The sequence below is a fragment of the Marnyiella aurantia genome, from assembly GCF_014041915.1.
Lineage (GTDB): Bacteria > Bacteroidota > Bacteroidia > Flavobacteriales > Weeksellaceae > Marnyiella > Marnyiella aurantia.
Genome location: NZ_CP059472.1, coordinates 626,914 through 644,206, shown reverse-complemented (window position 1 = coordinate 644,206; position 17,293 = coordinate 626,914). Strand labels below are relative to the sequence as shown.

Genomic DNA, 17,293 nt, shown 5'->3' with positions numbered 1-17,293 from the left:
TTAGAAAGTTGGAAGGTTAGAACGTTTATGCACAGATCCAAAATCCAAAATCCATAACTCAAAATCCTTAATCCAAAATTCACCACCTCCGTGCTCCCTGTAGATCCTCTGTGTCGCTGTGGTTAGATCGAACCAAGAACCAAGAACCCAGATTTTAGACATCAGATTTCAGATTTCAGACCTTAGAAATTGGATATTAGGTACCGCCGTAATTTGCGTTGTTGAAAGATTAGAAAGTTTGAAGGTTAGGATGTTATAAAGTTGACGGTCCACAGATTTAAAATCCAAAATTCAAAATCCAAAATTCACCACTCCGTGCTCGCTGTACATCCTCTGTGTCTCTGTGGTTTAGTAGAATTAAGAGCAAAGAACCAAGAACCAAGATTTCAGACTTGCGTTATATGACTTAACGACTTAACGATTTTGCGCCCTTTTCAACCCATTGTTTACTAGGTAGTTATATAGAGCCAAGAGTCAAGATTTCAGACTTCCGTTTTGCAACTTAACGGCTTGACGATTTTACGCCTTTTTGAACCTTTATGCTCTCTGCAGTTAAATTTCCTGGCGGTAATTCAAAATCTAAAATTCAACATCCAAAATTTAAATCTCCGTGCTCGCTGTACATCCTCTGTGTCTCTGTGGTTTATAGATCCAAGATCCAAGAACCCAGATTTTAGACATCAGATTTCAGATTTCAGACCTTAGAAATTGGATATTAGGTACCACCGTAATTTGCGTTGTTAAAAGATTAGAAAGTTTGAAGGTTAGGATGTTATAAAGTTGACGGTCCACAGATTTAAAATCCATAATTCAAAATCCAACATTCAAAATCTCCGTGCTCGCTGTGCATCCTCTGTATCTCTGTGGTTAAACAGAAAAGGGCATAATTGGACAATAAATCGGCAGTTGCGTTTTCTTAATATTGTGATGTTGCGACGGCGGCGATGCTACACCATTTTTAAACGTCACATCCTGTCGGCATGCACATGTATTTTTGTCAAAATGATAGTTTAATCAATGATTAAGATATAACAAGCAGTATGAAGAAAACACTTTTATACATCCACGGCTATGGATCGGACCATAATTCACGCAAGTTCCTGGACTTAAAAAATTATTTTGGCCAAGAATATACTTACCACTGTTTGGAATGGATGGTGGAATCCGATATTAAATACCTGCTAAGGCTGGCTTTGAAAAAATGTGAGAACATCAGTCAGCTCGCCATCATTGGCGATTCCACTGGTGCTAACCTGGCTTATCAGCTGCGGGAGTTGCGCAAGGTGCCTGCGGATCAGCTTATCCTCCTTAGTCCGCTCCTCGATATTACTGCGCGTTTACGGGATATCCCGTTTCCAAAAGCATTTGAGGATCAACTTATAAAAATAACCAAACCGCAAAATGCCCTGATTATCGCCTCACGTGAAGATGAGGTAATTAACCAAACCGGCATTTTTAACCAGACCAATAATCAATTTGTACTGCATGAGGTAAAGGACGGGCACAGACTTCAAAAGTTTCAGGAGTATTTGCCGGTGATAAAAAACTACCTCAGCAAGTAAAGTAAGTTCCAGATTTATCATGAAGCGCCCGCTTAAACCTTTTAAAATTCGCTTTTGGAATCTAAAAAGGGAATGGACCCGGCATTCCTTTTCTTTATTGCTCAACCTGATTGTATTTAAAAGTATAAATAATTTTGCCCAGTTTTTCCGCTTTGTTAAGTGCATCCCGGGTGCCGTGCGAACGTCCGTCCTAAACAGCATATACAATATCTGAATTTTCAATGATCTCCGAATTTCTTACACAAGGTGCGGCACGACCAAACATTTTATAATCCGGACGGTACACCACCATGGGACGCCCAATGTCTTTAGCATACCGCTCAGCCAAGGTATCGGCACCTTTTGCACCCCCGGACACGATGCATTCCACAAAACTTAATCAAAATCCATAATTCAAAATCCAAAACCCATAATTCAAATTCCATATTCAAAATCTCCGTGCCCTTTATGCATCCTCTGTGTATCAGTGGTTAAGCTGTCAGCTAAAATCCAAAATTCAAAATTCAAAATTTCAAATTCACAATATTAACCGTCATCCTTTGTCTTTGTACCTGCCTACATTTGTATATAAACGCCACGGAAAGTCCGCTGACGGTGCAGATAATACAATCTTTACTCCTTACTGTTTTCCAGCTGGCTGATTTTAATTAGATTTGTTAAAAACACAAAATAACAATGATGAAACCGGAACTTTATTTCAGCGGCAGCTATACCATTGATCTGTCTCAGATCAAAGCCATCAAAAAAGATTACGACACCGTAACCATCATCTTTGAATTGAAAACCCGCGCCGAGTTCGGGATTAATCCCTTTACAGAAACGGAAGAAATAATTCTGGTTTCTGAAACTCCGGTTTCTACGATGCCCTACAGCAGTACCGACTCCATGAATGCTTATTATGACGAAGTGGTGGTGGCGTGGAAAGAGTATCTGATTGAAAATTCCTAAATCTGTAAATCCTTATGAAATATATCGAAAATCTCCTACAGGAAATGACGGTGGCACAAAAAACCCCTTTGCAAAAAATATTAGGTCTAAAAGATACCAATTCCGAAGAAATTCTTAAAAAGCTTTCGAAAATATTGCTCCCGGCAAAAGGATTATGGCAGGATCCTATTAATTACCGCAGTTTTATGGAAAAAATTGCTGTGAAAAATAATTTGTCATTTATCGCTCATAAAAACATTCCTGAATTAGAAAAAAATCTTTATCTGAATCTTTTTAAAACCGAATATCAAAAACTATCTGATGTTGAAAAAGAGCAGATGGCTGTCGAAATGGAAAAAGCTGGATTGGACCGGAACCAAATTGCGACATTGGGAGGTATATCTGCTTTAGGCGCCGCACAGCTTTCCGGGTTTGGAATTTATATACTTGCTTCTTCTACGGTTGGAGCAATCAGCTCCGTCTTGGGGATTACCCTTCCATTTGCAGTATATACAGGCATGTCGTCAGCAATTTCGTTTGTTATTGGTCCTTTGGGCTTCTTAGTGATGGGAGTAATGCTTTACCGGAGTTTCAGACATGTGAAGAGTTGGGAAGAAGCCGAAGAGATTTTCCGGGCGTCCTGGAAAGAAATGGTAAATCTCGCAAAGGGAGATTATGACCGTGCTACTTTAGCTTTTAAATATATAGCCGCTTCCAGAATCGTACTCGAAAAAACTTTTAATGAAGAATCTGCGGAGGTGAAGCACCATATAGAGCTGGAAATAAAGCAAATTGCATCAATACAGGAAGAAATTACCAGAAAAACTGATGCGATTAATGAGATACATAAGTCTGTGGGCATCCAAAAAACCAATGCCCGAAATCTAGAATATGAAATAAGACGCAAGGAGCAGGAACTGCAGTTGGTTAATAATAAACTCGCCAGTCTGCATGGGCAGATTTCTAATGTTGAACGTGAAAAGAATAATCTCCGAGATAAAACGACTTTAAAACAAAATGAAATTCAGTCGTATAACGAAAAGATTAAACAGATAAAAAACAAAACAGATAAAATCAACACCCTTTAATGGCCATTAAAAAATCCGAATTATACAGTTCCCTGTGGGCTTCCTGTGATGAACTCCGCGGCGGTATGGACGCCTCTCAATACAAAGATTATGTACTTACGATGCTTTTCGTGAAGTACATTTCCGATAAATATAAAAACGATCCCTTTGGAGCGATTACGGTTCCCGAAGGTGCCTCGTTTGATGACATGGTCGCCCTGATCGGCAATCCAGAAATCGGCGACAAGATCAATAAGCAGGTCCTGAACCCGATCAAGGAAGCCAACAAGCTTAATGAATTCCCCGATTTCAACGATGAGTCGAAACTCGGTAAAGGCAAAGACCTTGTGGATACGGTGTCAAACCTAGTGCGGATCTTCAATGATCCCAGTCTGGACTTTTCAGGCAACTCAGCGGAAGGAGACGATATCCTGGGAGACGCCTATGAATACCTGATGCGGCATTTCGCCACGGAAAGCGGAAAGTCCAAAGGGCAGTTTTACACGCCGGCGGAGGTTTCGCGGGTTCTTGCAAAGGTTATTGGCATTACTCCAAATAATTCCACCCACCAGACCATGGCATATGACCCGACCTGCGGCTCGGGCTCGCTACTGCTGAAGGTGATGAACGAAGCCGGAAAGAACATCGACCTCTACGGACAGGAAAAGGAAACCACGACGGCCAACCTTGCGCACATGAACATGATCCTGCACGGTGCGGAAACGGCAACTATTATTGCCGATAATACTTTGTCGCGGCCTGCTTATACAACTACAATTCCGGTTGATACTTCTAAACCTATAAAAGAAGATGGAGTTTCAATTTTATCAGGCACAACGAACTCAGCTACGATTTTAAAACAATTCGACTATGTGGTGGCGAATCCGCCTTTCTCGCTGAAAAGCTGGAGCAACGGTGTAAATCCCGACAGCGATGAGTTTAACCGGTTTTCGCTGGGGGTACCGCCGGAAAAAAATGGCGACTATGCCTTCCTGCTGCACATCATCCAGTCGCTGAAATCGACAGGAAAGGCCGCGGTGGTGCTGCCGCACGGCGTGCTCTTCCGCGGAAATGCCGAAGGCGAGATCCGTAAGAATATCCTGAAGAAGGGCTATATAAAAGGCATTGTCGGTTTGCCCGCCAACCTCTTTTACGGCACCGGAATTCCCGCCTGCATCATTGTGCTCGATAAAGACCATGCCGCACACCGCAAAGGCATCTTTATGGTGGATGCGAGCAAAGGTTTTGTGAAAGACGGCAACAAAAACCGCCTGCGGGAACAGGATATCCGCAAGATTACGGATGTATTTATCCAACAGGCCGAAGTACCCAAATACAGCCGCATGGTCTCGATGACAGAGATTGCGGATGCCAAAAATGATTACAACCTCAACATCCCGCGCTATATCGATACGCAGGAAGCCGAAGACATTCAGAATATTGAAGCCCACCTGCAGGGCGGCATCCCGCTGGCAGATATTGAAGTCCTGAAAGCGTATTGGCAGGTATTTCCGAACCTCAACAAAACCCTCTTTTCGCCTTTGCGCGAAGGTTTTGTAGAACTTCAGGTGCCGTCTCAGGAGCTTAGGCAGCGCATCTTTGACCATCCCGAATTTGTCGCCTTCAATACGGCCGTGCAAAAGGACTTTGATAAGTGGCTGAAGGCACAAAAGAAAATCTGGAACGAACTTGCTGAAGGCAGTCATCCCAAAGAAGTCATTGACGGAGCCAGCGCTGAGTTGCTTGAAACCTTTAAGGACAATGCCCTGATCGATACCTACGACCTTTACCAGCACCTGATGCAGTACTGGAATGAGGTGATGCAGGACGATGTGTATTCGATAGCGATGGACGGCTGGAAGGCGGGTAACGAATACCAGCGCCTGGTGATTAAAGCCAAGCCCGATAAAAACGGCAAGACCAAGGCCGATAAGGAAGTCGCAGGGCTAGCCGGACTTGAGGGCCGCATGATCAGTCCGCAGCTGTTGATTTCGGTGTACTTTCAGGAGGAGCAGGCGGAAATTACCGCGCTGGAACAGGCCGTGGAAAATGCCAAAGCGAGAATGGCTGAAATTGAGGAAGAGCAGAATGCAGAGGACGGACTGTTTGCCGACCTCGAAAAAGTCAACGCCGCGGAAGTAACAAAACTGCTTAAAGAATTGAAAAGCCGTAAAAAAGCCACTCCGACTTCGCTCAGTGAACGGAGTGGGAAAGAAACCCCGCTTGCGATGGTCGCAGAAGAACAGGCTGAGTATACCAGGACCGTCAATGACACCGAAGTTCTCAAAGATTATCTGGAGCAGGACAAAGTGGCGAAAGATGCCGCGAGAAAGGTAAAGGAACAGCTTGCCGCGCTTGAAAAAGCCGTGGAAGCCAAATATCCTACATTGAGCGAAGCCGAAAGTAAGGAAATTGTGATTACGCGCAAATGGCAGGCGCATCTGCAGCAGGCGTTGCAGCAGGAGCAGGAAGGCATCAGCCAGAATTTGACGCAGCGCATCAAGGATTTGGCAGAACGCTATGCCACACCGCTGCGCACGCTGGCAGCTGAGGTACAGGAAGCCTCCGCAAAAGTGACCGCGCACCTTCAAAAAATGGGCTGGGTATGGTAAAGGGCATGAAGCAGACGGAGATTGGGTTGATTCCGGAGGATTGGGAGGTGAGAGAATTAGGAGAAGTTGGAGCTGTTAGAATGTGCAAGAGAATTTTCCAGCACCAGACCGTGGAGTACGGAGAAATCCCTTTCTTTAAAATCGGAACTTTTGGGAAAGAGCCTGATGCATTTATCAGCCGAAAATTATTTGAAGAATTTAAAACTAAGTTTAGCTATCCAAAAGTAGGTGATATACTAATTTCTGCGGCAGGTACTATAGGAAGAACCGTAGTTTATGATGGAGAAGAGCGATATTATCAAGATTCTAATATAGTATGGATAGATAATGAAGAACACATCATATCTAATCACCTACTGAAATATGTTTTAGATATTGTGAGCTATAATACTGAAGGGGGAACTATTCAAAGATTGTATAACAATATTCTACGAAGCACCAAATTTGTTTGTCCGCCCCTTCCCGAGCAGGAGGCCATAGCCGGCGCTTTAAGTGATGCCGATGCGTGGATTGAAAGTCTGGAGCAGCTCATCGCCAAAAAACGCATGATCAAACAGGGCGCCATGCAGGAACTGCTGACACCGAAAGAGGGGTGGGAGGTGAAGAAGTTGGGGGAAGTTTTTAAATTAAAACAAGGTGTACAATGTGGAGTTGAAAAGCAATTTAAAAACCATAGTAAAGGGCTTGTTAGATTTATTCGAATTGTAGATGTCACGCAAAGCAATACTGAAGCAAGATTCATAAGTGATCCTGGAATTGAGCACCGTCTTAATTTTAACGACCTATTTATGGTGCGGTATGGAGCACCTGGTGTTGTTGGATTTAATTATGAAGGAGTAATTGCAAATAATCTTTTTAGATTAATTCCAAAACGGGAAATTGTTAATTCATATTTCAAATATTTATTTGATTTCATGAAACCCACTCTAGAAGAGATAAGTAGTTCGTCTACAATGGCCGCTTTGAATTTCACAACGTTAAATAATGTCGACTTATCTTTTCCATCCCTTATTGAACAAACGCGCATTGCCACCATTTTATCGGATATGGATGCCGATCTGGCAGCCCTGGAGCAGCAACTCCACAAAGCCCGCCAGATCAAACAGGGCATGATGCAGGAACTGCTGACGGGGAGGGTGAGGTTGGTGTGAGGGAAAATAAAAATAAAGGAATGACCATAGAAAATAATTTAGAAATTTCGGAATTGCTAAGTCTCTCAGATATCGAAAAACGATGTCCCAGTATTATATATTACATTGCAGATTATCAGCGTGGTTACCGATGGCAAAAAATACATGTATTACAATTATTAAAAGATATTGCAGAAAATCCAGCTGGTAAAACATATTGTTTACAGCCAGTCATGGTTGCGCGGGATTTGCAAAATAATGAAAAGTACGAAGTTATTGACGGACAGCAGCGCATTACTACAGTTTTCATTATTCTGAAAGTACTTGAAAAAATGGGTGTTTCAAGGACGCCATTGCAGATAGAATATGCGACAAGAATATCATGTATCGCATTTCTAAAAAATATTAATATACATGATCTTGTTTTTGATGAGAGTCAAATTGATAAACAATGGAATCTACTGCCAGAGGATCAAAAAAATGTTGATAATTACAATATTTTCTCCGCCTATCAGAATACTGCACAATGGCTGCACGATAAACATAAGTCTGGTAGGGATTTTCTGAATGAATTTCATTCAAAGCTTCTTCATGATCTTAAAGTAATTTGGTATCCCGTATTAGTTAACGAAACTTCAAATGCCAAAAAACTTTTCCGCGATTTGAACAGCGGAAAAATTAGATTAACGTCAGCAGACTTAATACGTGCTCTTTTCGTTCTCAATTTTCAGAATGGAAAAGAAAATATAGCACAAAGAAATCAGAATAAAACAGAGTTTTCCAATCAGTGGAACTTGATTGAACGAAATCTGAATAATGATTCGCTATGGTTTTTTATTACCAGCGGAACGGAAGAAAAATATCTCACAAGAATAGGGCTGCTGTTTGATATCGTTACCGAAAGTCCTGACGAGAATATATACACTTCTTATCTAAAATATGCTGAGAAGAAGACGGCGTTGGAGTGGCAAAAAATAGTCGATATTTTTCAGAAAACAAAAGAATGGTACAATCATGAAAAATACTATCATCGCATTGGTTTTTTGGTGAATTCAGGGTTGAACAGTTTTTATGAAATTGCCAATACATATTTGAAAGAATACCACAATAAACCGAAATCGGAGTTTTATAACTATTTAAATGAAATGGTTCTTGATTATATCAAAATAAATAATTCCGACGCAATTAATTACAAAAAGAACCGCGTGGCGTGCAGAAATATTTTAATGTTGTACAATATTCTGCTACATGAAAAGGACTTTCCAGGACAAAAATTTCCATTTGATAAGTATGTGAATGAATCGTGGAGCCTAGAACACATTCATCCCCAAAACCCCCAAGATTTTAAATCATTAGACGATTTAAAATTCTGGTTGGAAGATACTCTCAAAATTCTGTCCAACAAGGACAAAACAGAATTAGATGAAAACGCAGCATTACCAATTATTAATATTATCAATAATTTGCTCGAAAACTTCTTTGAGTACACATCGTATACAGAAAAACTTAGAGAGAAAGTACGGGAAATACGAGACAGTGTAGAAAATGAAACCAGGGTCCATTCAATTGGAAATCTTGCTCTGTTAGATAAAGGAACAAACAGCAGAATAGGGAATGGTGTTTTCCGCGATAAACGCGATGCTGTGCTAAAAATAGTAAAAGTAACCGAAGAAAATAAAAGACTGGAACTTGAAAAAAATTATGTTCCTTATGGAACTACTAACTGTTTCCTTAAAAGACATACTTCCAAAGACACACTCCAAAACGAGTATTGGAGTGAGAATGATATGGAGCATTATGCTGAAAATGTAAAAATGATTTTAAATGGGTGCAAATAAATATACATTTAAAGAATTACTGGACGAATGCACAGTGGAAATTCCGGTATTGCAGCGCGATTACGTTCAGGGAAATAGCAAAAATAAAAAAGCAGAAACTATAGGAAAAGACTTTGCAACTTTTCTTGTTTCTGAACTGCGAAAAGAAAATCCTGCAGAAATTTTACTGAGTTTTGTTTATGGTAAGAAAGTGAATGATGACGAAGCGGATACTGTAGAAAAAAATCGTGAAAATCTTGAGATGCTATTGGAGACCGTTTCACAATTTGCAGGACAAAACGGATTTGTACTAAGCCGGGAAATCCGCAGAAAAGATGAGCAGAGAAATACTTTTGTGCCTTTCGACGGTCAACAGCGTTTGACGACACTGTTCCTGCTGCATTTCCTTGTGTACGTCTATGTGCGAAATGATGCGGAATGGCTAATGAATTTTTTATATAAAACACGAAATACGTCGCGAGATTTTCTGGACGCATTGCGCCACAACAAAAACGATTTCAGAAAAGAAAACTGGAATCAGGATTTCACACAATATATTGAAGACAGGCCGTGGTTTTTTGAAGAATGGAAAGAAGATCCTACAGTAGCAAGCATGATATCAATGCTTGAGAAATTCAGAAGTGAAATTAGTAACAATAATTTAGAACAAAGCATTCACAATATATTTAAAAATCTTGAAGCTGAAAGCATTCTTACTTTTGATTACCTTGACATTGAAGAACATGATCTTGATGACATACTATATATAAAAATGAATGCATCAGGACTTGATTTAACCGATTTTGAAAAATTCAAATCCTGGCTGATTGAAACCGTAGAGGAAAGTAATTCCCAACGTGACAAAACATGTAAGAATCCAATAAAGTTGTCCGTGTCAGACTGGAAAGAACAACTAGATACAGATTGGTATGACCTTTTTTGGAAACATAATAAAGGAAATACCGATGCGTCTCTCTATAGTTTCTTTAAGCAGATGATTCTATTCAAAGTAATTTCACAAAAAATTCCATTTAAAACACCGAAAGAGGACGTAGAAGTAGCAAGAAAAAAACTTGAGGACAAGAAAAAAGAAATTTACTCTGTTTTGAATAGTAATGAAACAGTGCAGTTTGATTTTTTTTTAAAGAATAGACTGATTAGTAATGAGTATTTGAATTTCATTTTCAATATTTTGAAATTTCTACTTTCAAAAGACTTTGTCAAGGCTGAAACTGTAATTTTAAAATACTGGAATGATACTTTTTTTCAAGAGATTAAATCATTTTCCGAAATTCTTGTTAATAGATTTACTTACAGTTCGGCAGATAATAAAGATCGTTTTAATCTTACTGACAGAACTTTTGTTTTTGCAGTTTTACACTATTTCAACATCTTATCCGAAAAAGGGGAAAGTTATGACGATGATCGGTTCCGGGATTGGATACGTGTTATCAGAAATCTCGTGTATAATTCTACGATTGATGATCCGTCAAGGTTTTTTGAAGCGGTTCAAAGTATCGTGGATTTTGGGGATAAATGTTTGATAGCAAGAGATCATCTAACGCACGAGAAATTTATTGCCTTTTTTTCTGAAATTCAAAGGAGGGAGGAAGTTAGAAAAAATTCATCTGATTTTGTGTACTGGCAAGACGATTTTGTAGAAGCTGAAAAAAATAAATATTTTTATGGGCAGATTGCTTTTCTTATCGACATGAGTACCAGTGAGGGAGTTCCCAATTTGGAAAGCTTTAGAAAATATTTTAAAGCATTGGCTAAAATATTCTCAGAGGAAAATCTTAAAATGCAGTTTCTAATTAGCAGAGCTTTTTTAACTAAATCAATAAAATGGATACCAGGACATGAGACCGACCGATGGTTACTATGTCGTAATGCCTTTGGAAACGCGCGTGAAAGGAATGAGAATTGGCGTAAAGTTTTTAATCATGAAAATATAGAACAAGGGACGGAATTTTTGAAGGGTTTTATCAATGATAATCTGTCTGACCTAAATCTGGAAAATATTATTATGAAACGGAAATCTTCAGTAAATGACTGGAGAAGATTATTGTTGGAATATCCAGAAGAATTACAATACTGTTCACAAGGTCTTATTAAGTACAACGAGGGAGGAAATTATATACGTCTATTAGGTTCATCGCAGATAAATCATAACCATAGAGAATTGCGTACATCTATCTTGTTCAATCAATATTTAAGAAAATTTTTTGCCCTCGACGATAATGATTACAAGCATCAGCGCTCAGATGTGGGATGCTATATTGAAATGAAACACAACGAAGCATTATTACGCATAAGATTTGGTTATAAAACACATGTTTTTGAAGTCTTTGAAATTACTTTAAAGGAGGATGATACCAGTGAAGAAAAGACAATTCCACCTGAAGATTTAAGCAACATTTACCCTGAACTGGATCAACAGATAAAAAAAATGAATACTTTTATTGTAAAACAGAACCATGATTAACCCCATCGAACGCATTACCCAAAACCGAATTATCAAGCTTTTCAAAGATGAGCTGGGCTATGTCTATTACGGCAACTGGGAAAAGCGTGAACACAACAGCAATGTGGAGGGAGAAATCCTGGAGCGCAACCTTCTCAAGAGAGGCTACGCTGAAACACTGACGGACAAAGCGGTAAAAGAAGTGTATGACATGGCAACGACCAACGCAGGGAACATCTACACCCGCAACAAGGCCATGTATTCTCTGCTGCGCTATGGGGTGAAGGCAAGACCGGAACTGGGTGAGCAGTTTGATACGATCTTTCCTATCGACTGGCTTAACTGGGAGCAAAATGAATTCGGGATCGCGGAAGAAGTGACGCTCACCAAAGGGGAACACACACGGCGTCCGGATATCGTGCTCTACATCAACGGAATCGCCGTCGGGGTGTTGGAACTAAAACGCGGCACCACTGATGTGGCGGAAAGTGTGAACCAGTCGATCTCCAACCAGAAACTGCTGTTCAACGAGTGGTTTTATACTACGGTGCAGCTCATTATGGCCGGCAACAATACCCAGGGTCTTCGTTACGGCACCATTGAAACACAGGCAAAATATTATCTCGCCTGGAAGGAAGATGAAGACGATAATGAAGGATACAAACTGGACAAATACCTGAAGAAACTCTGCGACAAGGAAAGACTCACCGACCTGATCTACAACGGGGTGGTCTTTGATGCAGGCGTTAAAAAGTTGCCGCGGCCCCACCAGTATTTTGGGCTGAAGGCTTCGCAGGACTTTGTAAAGAGAAAAGAGGGTGGAATTATCTGGCATACCCAGGGTTCCGGGAAATCGCTTATGATGGTGATGCTCGGCAAATGGATTCTGGAGAATGTGCCGAACTCGCGCATCGTGATCCTGACCGACCGTACCGAACTGGATGATCAGATTGAACGCGTCTTCAAAGACGTCGGCGAAACCGATGTGGCCAAGACCAAATCCGGCAGGGAACTGCTGCACTTTCTGACCTCCTCGCGTCCGCGGCTGGTGTGCTCCCTTATTCATAAATTCGGAAACCGGAACGAAACCGATTTCGATGCTTTTATCAAAGAACTGGAGGAGAATCCGGTTCAGACCCAGGGCGAAATCTTCGTCTTCATCGATGAATGTCACCGTACCCAAAGCGGCAAACTCAATCAGGTGATGAAAGCGGTGCTGCACAATGCGGTTTTCATCGGATTTACGGGAACACCGCTATTGAAGCAAGACAAGAAAACTACGATGGAAGTCTTCGGCAGATACATCCATACTTACAAATTCAATGAAGCGGTAGAAGACGGCGTGGTGAAAGACCTCATGTATGAAGGCCGGTCCATCGAACAGAACCTGACTTCGCAAACCAAAGTAGATCAGTGGTTCGAAGCGAAAACTGCAGGACTGAACGACTTCCAGAAAAATGAACTGAAGAAAAAGTGGGGAACAATGCAGAACGTCCTCAGTTCAAAAAGCCGCATGGAGAAAATCGTAGCGGATATCCTCATGGACTTCACCACAAAACCCCGCCTTAAATCACAGATGGGAAATGCTATTCTGGTGGCGTCAAGTATTTATGAAGCCTGTAAATACTACAATCTTTTCCTGAATACGGAATTGAAAAACCGCTGTGCCATCATCACTTCCTATAATCCGAATGCCAGTGATGTTTCGCTCGAAGACACAGGTGCCGACAATGAAACCGACCGCCAGTACATTTACAATACCTACACCGAGTTGCTAAAAAACGTAAGCCCTAGCGGTAATAAGTCGAAGACCGAAACGTATGAAACGGAGAGCAAGGAGCAGTTCAGAAAAGAACCTGCCCGCATGAAACTGCTTATCGTAGTATCCAAACTGCTGACGGGTTTTGATGCGCCGCCGTGCTCCTATATCTACATCGACAAGAAGATGCAGGACCATACGCTGTTTCAGGCCATCTGCCGCGTAAACCGGCTGGATACTGAGGACAAAGATTATGGGTATATCGTGGACTATATGGAACTTTTTGGTAATGTGACCGATGCCATTAATGTCTATACTTCAGAACTCGATTCCGAAGGCTTTACCAAAGATGAGGTGGAAGTGCAGCTGAAAGACCGCCTTAAAATCGCTACCGACCGTCTGATGACTGCACTGGAAACAGTGGAAAGCATCTGCGAAAACGTTTCACCGCCAAAAAGTGATCTGGAATATATCCATTATTTCTGCGGAAACACAGAGAATCCTGATGACCTGAAAGCCAATGAATATAAACGGATGGCGCTGTACAAAGCCATTGTAGAGTACATCCGCGCCTACGCCGGACTAAAGGCTGATTTCGCGAATACTTCATTCAGCGAGGCAGAAATTAAACGCTTCCATCAGAAAATGGAGGATTACCTGAGTCTGCGCGAGATCATCAGAAAGGCCAGTGGTGAGACCATTGACCTGAAAGCGTACGAGGCTGATATGCGTTTTCTGATTGATACCTATATAAGAGCGGAAGAATCAGAGAACATTTCACCTTTTGAAGATATTTCGCTGTTGGATCTGATAGAGACCAATATGGATAAAGCCATTGACACTTTACCGCTGGGAATAAAAGGAAACAGGGAAGCAGTGGCAGAGACCATTGAAAATAATGTGCGGAGCAAGATTGTAGAGGAGCATCTTCTGGATCCAAAATACTTCGACCAGATGTCGGTGCTTTTGCAGGAACTGATTGAGCGCCGGAAAGCGGAAACCATATCCTATCAGGAATACCTTAAAGAAATGGCGGAACTTATCCGTCAGGTGAACCAGGGGAAGCATGACGATATACCAACTTCCATAGACACGAAAGGTAAGGTGGCCTTATACCACACACTCGAAAACGAAGAACTGGCATTGGTCTGCGACCGTGCGGTGCAGTATGCCAAGCAGGAAGGATTCCGGGAAAACCTTGCAAAGCAGAAACTTGTAAAAAAAGCCATTTTTGAGGTTGTTAAGGATGTGAACAAAGTGGAGGAAATCTACAAAATCATTGAAGCCCACAAAGAAGATTACTGATGAAGACCGAGCTGCTGCAGATTGGTTCCGTAGAAATTGAGGTGAAATTTAAGCCAATCAAGAACCTTCACCTGAGTGTGCATCCGCCTTATGGTCATGTGACCATCTCATCGCCGGAGATCTATGATCTGGAGAAGGTGAAGATTTATGCGGCTACGAAACTCGGTTGGATTAAAAAAGAGCAGAAAAAGTTTTTGACCCAGGAGCGGGAGGAGCCGCGCGATTTTATCACCCAGGAAAGTCATTTCTTTTTCGGAAACCGTTATCTTCTCAAACTCATTCCAGCCACACGGAATAAGGTTGAAATTAAGGGAAAGAAGCTGTTTCTGTATACTACGGATCCTGATAACGCCGCATTAAACAGAAAAACGCTGTATTCCTTTTACCGTCGTGAACTCAGGAAAAAAATTGTAGAATTCACCGCATTTTATAGTGGACAAATGAATATTGATATTCCAGAGTTTAAAATCCGAACCATGAAAACAAAGTGGGGCAGCTGCGCCACCGATTCCGGAAGACTTTGGTTTAACATTGAGCTAGCGAAGAAGCCATTGGAATGCCTTGAATACATAGTGGTTCACGAAATGGTACATCTGATGGAGCGTAATCACAATAAGCGTTTCGTGCTGTTGATGGATCAGTATTATCCAAACTGGCAGGTGCAGAAAAAGGTGCTGAATGAGTTGCCATTGTAATGACATAAATAAAGTAATTTTCCACCACTTGCAGAATTTTCAATTGGCCCTGATAACCGCCATACCTTGTCCCTCAACTCTTTCATCTTTGCAATTCACAAATGATGAAAACAAAGATGTATAATCCTCAACTTTTTGAAACCAGAGCTGCACTGCTGAATTCACTTCTTACCCTCAACGAGCTGGAAAGCCGGAGGCAGAAGGCAGAAGCTGATCAGGATTATCACCTGATGAAATCAGTAACCTTGGTGTTGGATGGACTAAGAACAGACATAGAGAATTTGGCAGACAGGCATCGGGAACTTGAAGCAGAATTGAATGTTGAATCGGTCTTCGGTGAACTGAGTGAGTTTATTTTACCCAGGACCGAACCGGATTTCTGTAACAGCGATGTTTTTCAGCGTATACTGGACGGAATTAACGAGTTATTTGATTCCGAAATGAAAGAACTGTCCCGAAGAAAAGACCGTGAGAACTACTTTGAATTGGTGGCAATTCAGCAGAAATTCAGCACCCGACTTAATTATGATGGAGATGAAGTCCGTTAAAAGTTTAAAGAATTATGAGGCGAACACTTAAGGCAAATCAAACTCAACATGATATCCCGGAATCGCTCGAGTCCTATCTGAATAACCAGGGCAATCTTTACCCCCGTAACCAGGAAGAAGCTATGCTGGAAGCAATATGGACAGAAAATGATGAGGCGCCTGCGTTGACTAAATCTTTCCTTCAGAAATTGTATAAACTCAAATACTCGCAGGAGATGCCGTCTGAGGAACTGGGCGAGCTGGCTGTTTTCATTATTCACTTTGTTCGGAAAACCCCAAAAGACCGGTTAGCTAAGTTTTTGGCTTACACCCTGAACAGTAAGATTTAGGAGGTTAATCACAGAACGCTGTAATGATATCTGCCAACGGGCGGTGGGTTTCTTTTTTTGTCCCAGCCGGCTTAACCTTGTCAGGGTTTCAAACCCTGACAAGGTTTCTTTTTACAACCTACATTCGTTCGCAGGGCTGGTGTTATAGAACTAAGATTCTTTCAACGTGTCGTAATTTGACCTTGGTTTACAAAGTAATTTAACGGACCCAAATCAGCTTATCTATCCGTTCGCGGATTTCTGAACTATCGCTGTCAGCCGGTAAATCGTACTCAACAGGAATTCGCTTTCCGGAACGATCAGCGAAAAAATGGCGCTCGCCTTCGCTGAGGTTTTCTGTATTCCAGTATCTCGATATTTCTGCCCTGCCGTTTTGTGGATTATAATTCCAGATTTTTACATCGGAAACAAATGGATGGATCTGCTTTTTGTTACGGACAATAAGGCGGAATTCAATCTTTTGGTGGGCTCGTGTACAAAACTTAAACATTTCAGCCGGAAAGGCTTGGTCGTGACCAAAAAAGGGAGGATAGAACAAGGGTTCTGCCTCGCCTATGCAATAACCGTCACCTACAATCTCAGTATATTCATACTCAAAATCCAGCACTGTTTCCTGCTGCCAGTTGATGACTCCGTATTTGCCGTTCCTGCAAATAGCGATTTCTTTATTGCTGAAGTTGCTGATGTATTATAGTCAAAGGGCAGGAGGATTTCATTACGCAGGCTGAGGATGCCGTACCTGCCTTCTTTTACGGCGGTTACTTTTCCATCGGCCGGAAACTTACAGTCGTCATACTCCAGAAGGATCAGCGTTTTATTGGAGCGGCTTATCAGTCCCCATTTTCCGTTCTGCCTCACCCTGGCGTATACGTCAGTAAACACTGCGAAATGGTCATAAATGAGCGGAATGATAACTTCTCCATTTGGGTTAATGAAGCCTCCCAGGCCATCAACATAAACAAATCCGTATCCGCATTCATCGAAATAAATAAGGTCTTCCCAACAGTTAGGTTTGTGGCCGTGTTCGTTGCAATAAATAGGGGTAGGCTCAGTCTGGTGGAGTTGAAGGGTTTGCATT

The 17,293-nt window shown here is 41.5% G+C and carries 14 protein-coding genes; 11 read left to right on the top strand and 3 right to left on the bottom strand.

All coding sequences use genetic code 11. The features are described from left to right. Positions 1 to 1,040 precede the first annotated feature (1,040 nt). Positions 1,041 to 1,562: an alpha/beta hydrolase family protein gene (locus tag H1R16_RS02985; protein ID WP_181885727.1), complete on the top strand. Its 522-nt coding sequence runs from the start codon at positions 1,041 to 1,043 to the stop codon at positions 1,560 to 1,562. Positions 1,563 to 1,752: 190 nt separating this feature from the next. On the opposite strand, the gene H1R16_RS02980 is transcribed toward H1R16_RS02985, so the two are convergent. Further along, complete coding sequence (locus H1R16_RS02980) at positions 1,753 to 1,932, bottom strand: SLOG family protein (RefSeq protein WP_181885728.1); 180 nt, start codon at positions 1,930 to 1,932, stop codon at positions 1,753 to 1,755. A gap of 305 nt (positions 1,933 to 2,237) precedes the next feature. On the opposite strand from H1R16_RS02980, the gene H1R16_RS02975 reads away from it, so the two are divergent. From H1R16_RS02975 to H1R16_RS02930, 10 genes are all read left to right on the top strand, one after another. Further along, positions 2,238 to 2,510 carry a hypothetical protein gene (locus tag H1R16_RS02975; protein WP_181885729.1) on the top strand — a complete coding sequence of 91 codons (273 nt, stop codon included), beginning with the start codon at positions 2,238 to 2,240 and terminating at the stop codon, positions 2,508 to 2,510. A 14-nt stretch (positions 2,511 to 2,524) separates the two neighbouring features. Further along, a complete protein-coding gene (locus tag H1R16_RS02970) occupies positions 2,525 to 3,577 on the top strand; it encodes a hypothetical protein (protein WP_181885730.1) in 1,053 nt (350 codons plus the stop codon). Continuing rightward, positions 3,577 to 6,168 (top strand): HsdM family class I SAM-dependent methyltransferase, encoded by a 2,592-nt coding sequence (locus H1R16_RS02965; RefSeq protein ID WP_181885731.1) that lies wholly within the window; start codon positions 3,577 to 3,579, stop codon positions 6,166 to 6,168. Before H1R16_RS02970 ends, H1R16_RS02965 begins: the two co-directional genes overlap by 1 nt. Beyond that, positions 6,162 to 7,319: a restriction endonuclease subunit S gene (locus tag H1R16_RS02960; RefSeq protein WP_181885732.1), complete on the top strand. Its 1,158-nt coding sequence runs from the start codon at positions 6,162 to 6,164 to the stop codon at positions 7,317 to 7,319. The genes H1R16_RS02965 and H1R16_RS02960 overlap by 7 nt, the downstream gene beginning before the upstream one ends. Positions 7,320 to 7,339: 20 nt before the next feature. Further along, complete coding sequence (locus tag H1R16_RS02955; RefSeq protein ID WP_181885733.1) at positions 7,340 to 9,136, top strand: DUF262 domain-containing protein; 1,797 nt, start codon at positions 7,340 to 7,342, stop codon at positions 9,134 to 9,136. Further along, complete coding sequence (locus tag H1R16_RS02950; RefSeq protein WP_181885734.1) at positions 9,123 to 11,600, top strand: GmrSD restriction endonuclease domain-containing protein; 2,478 nt, start codon at positions 9,123 to 9,125, stop codon at positions 11,598 to 11,600. The genes H1R16_RS02955 and H1R16_RS02950 overlap by 14 nt, the downstream gene beginning before the upstream one ends. After that, entirely contained in the window at positions 11,593 to 14,643 is a 3,051-nt protein-coding gene (locus tag H1R16_RS02945; RefSeq protein ID WP_181885735.1) for a type I restriction endonuclease subunit R, read from the top strand. Before H1R16_RS02950 ends, H1R16_RS02945 begins: the two co-directional genes overlap by 8 nt. Further along, positions 14,643 to 15,338, top strand: coding sequence for a M48 family metallopeptidase (locus H1R16_RS02940; RefSeq protein ID WP_181885736.1), 696 nt, complete (start codon positions 14,643 to 14,645; stop codon positions 15,336 to 15,338). The genes H1R16_RS02945 and H1R16_RS02940 overlap by 1 nt, the downstream gene beginning before the upstream one ends. Before the next feature lie 101 nt (positions 15,339 to 15,439). Continuing rightward, complete coding sequence (locus H1R16_RS02935) at positions 15,440 to 15,886, top strand: hypothetical protein (RefSeq protein WP_181885737.1); 447 nt, start codon at positions 15,440 to 15,442, stop codon at positions 15,884 to 15,886. Between the two features lie 14 nt (positions 15,887 to 15,900). Beyond that, on the top strand, positions 15,901 to 16,215 hold the full coding sequence (locus H1R16_RS02930; protein WP_181885738.1) for a hypothetical protein: 315 nt from the start codon (positions 15,901 to 15,903) through the stop codon (positions 16,213 to 16,215). Between the two features lie 199 nt (positions 16,216 to 16,414). Here the strand turns inward: H1R16_RS02930 and H1R16_RS02925 are convergent, their stop codons facing one another. Together H1R16_RS02925 and H1R16_RS02920 are read right to left on the bottom strand one after the other, a co-directional pair. Then, entirely contained in the window at positions 16,415 to 16,822 is a 408-nt protein-coding gene (locus H1R16_RS02925; protein WP_181885739.1) for a hypothetical protein, read from the bottom strand. Continuing rightward, positions 16,786 to 17,292, bottom strand: coding sequence for a WG repeat-containing protein (locus H1R16_RS02920; protein WP_181885740.1), 507 nt, complete (start codon positions 17,290 to 17,292; stop codon positions 16,786 to 16,788). Before H1R16_RS02920 ends, H1R16_RS02925 begins: the two co-directional genes overlap by 37 nt. Position 17,293 lies beyond the last annotated feature (1 nt).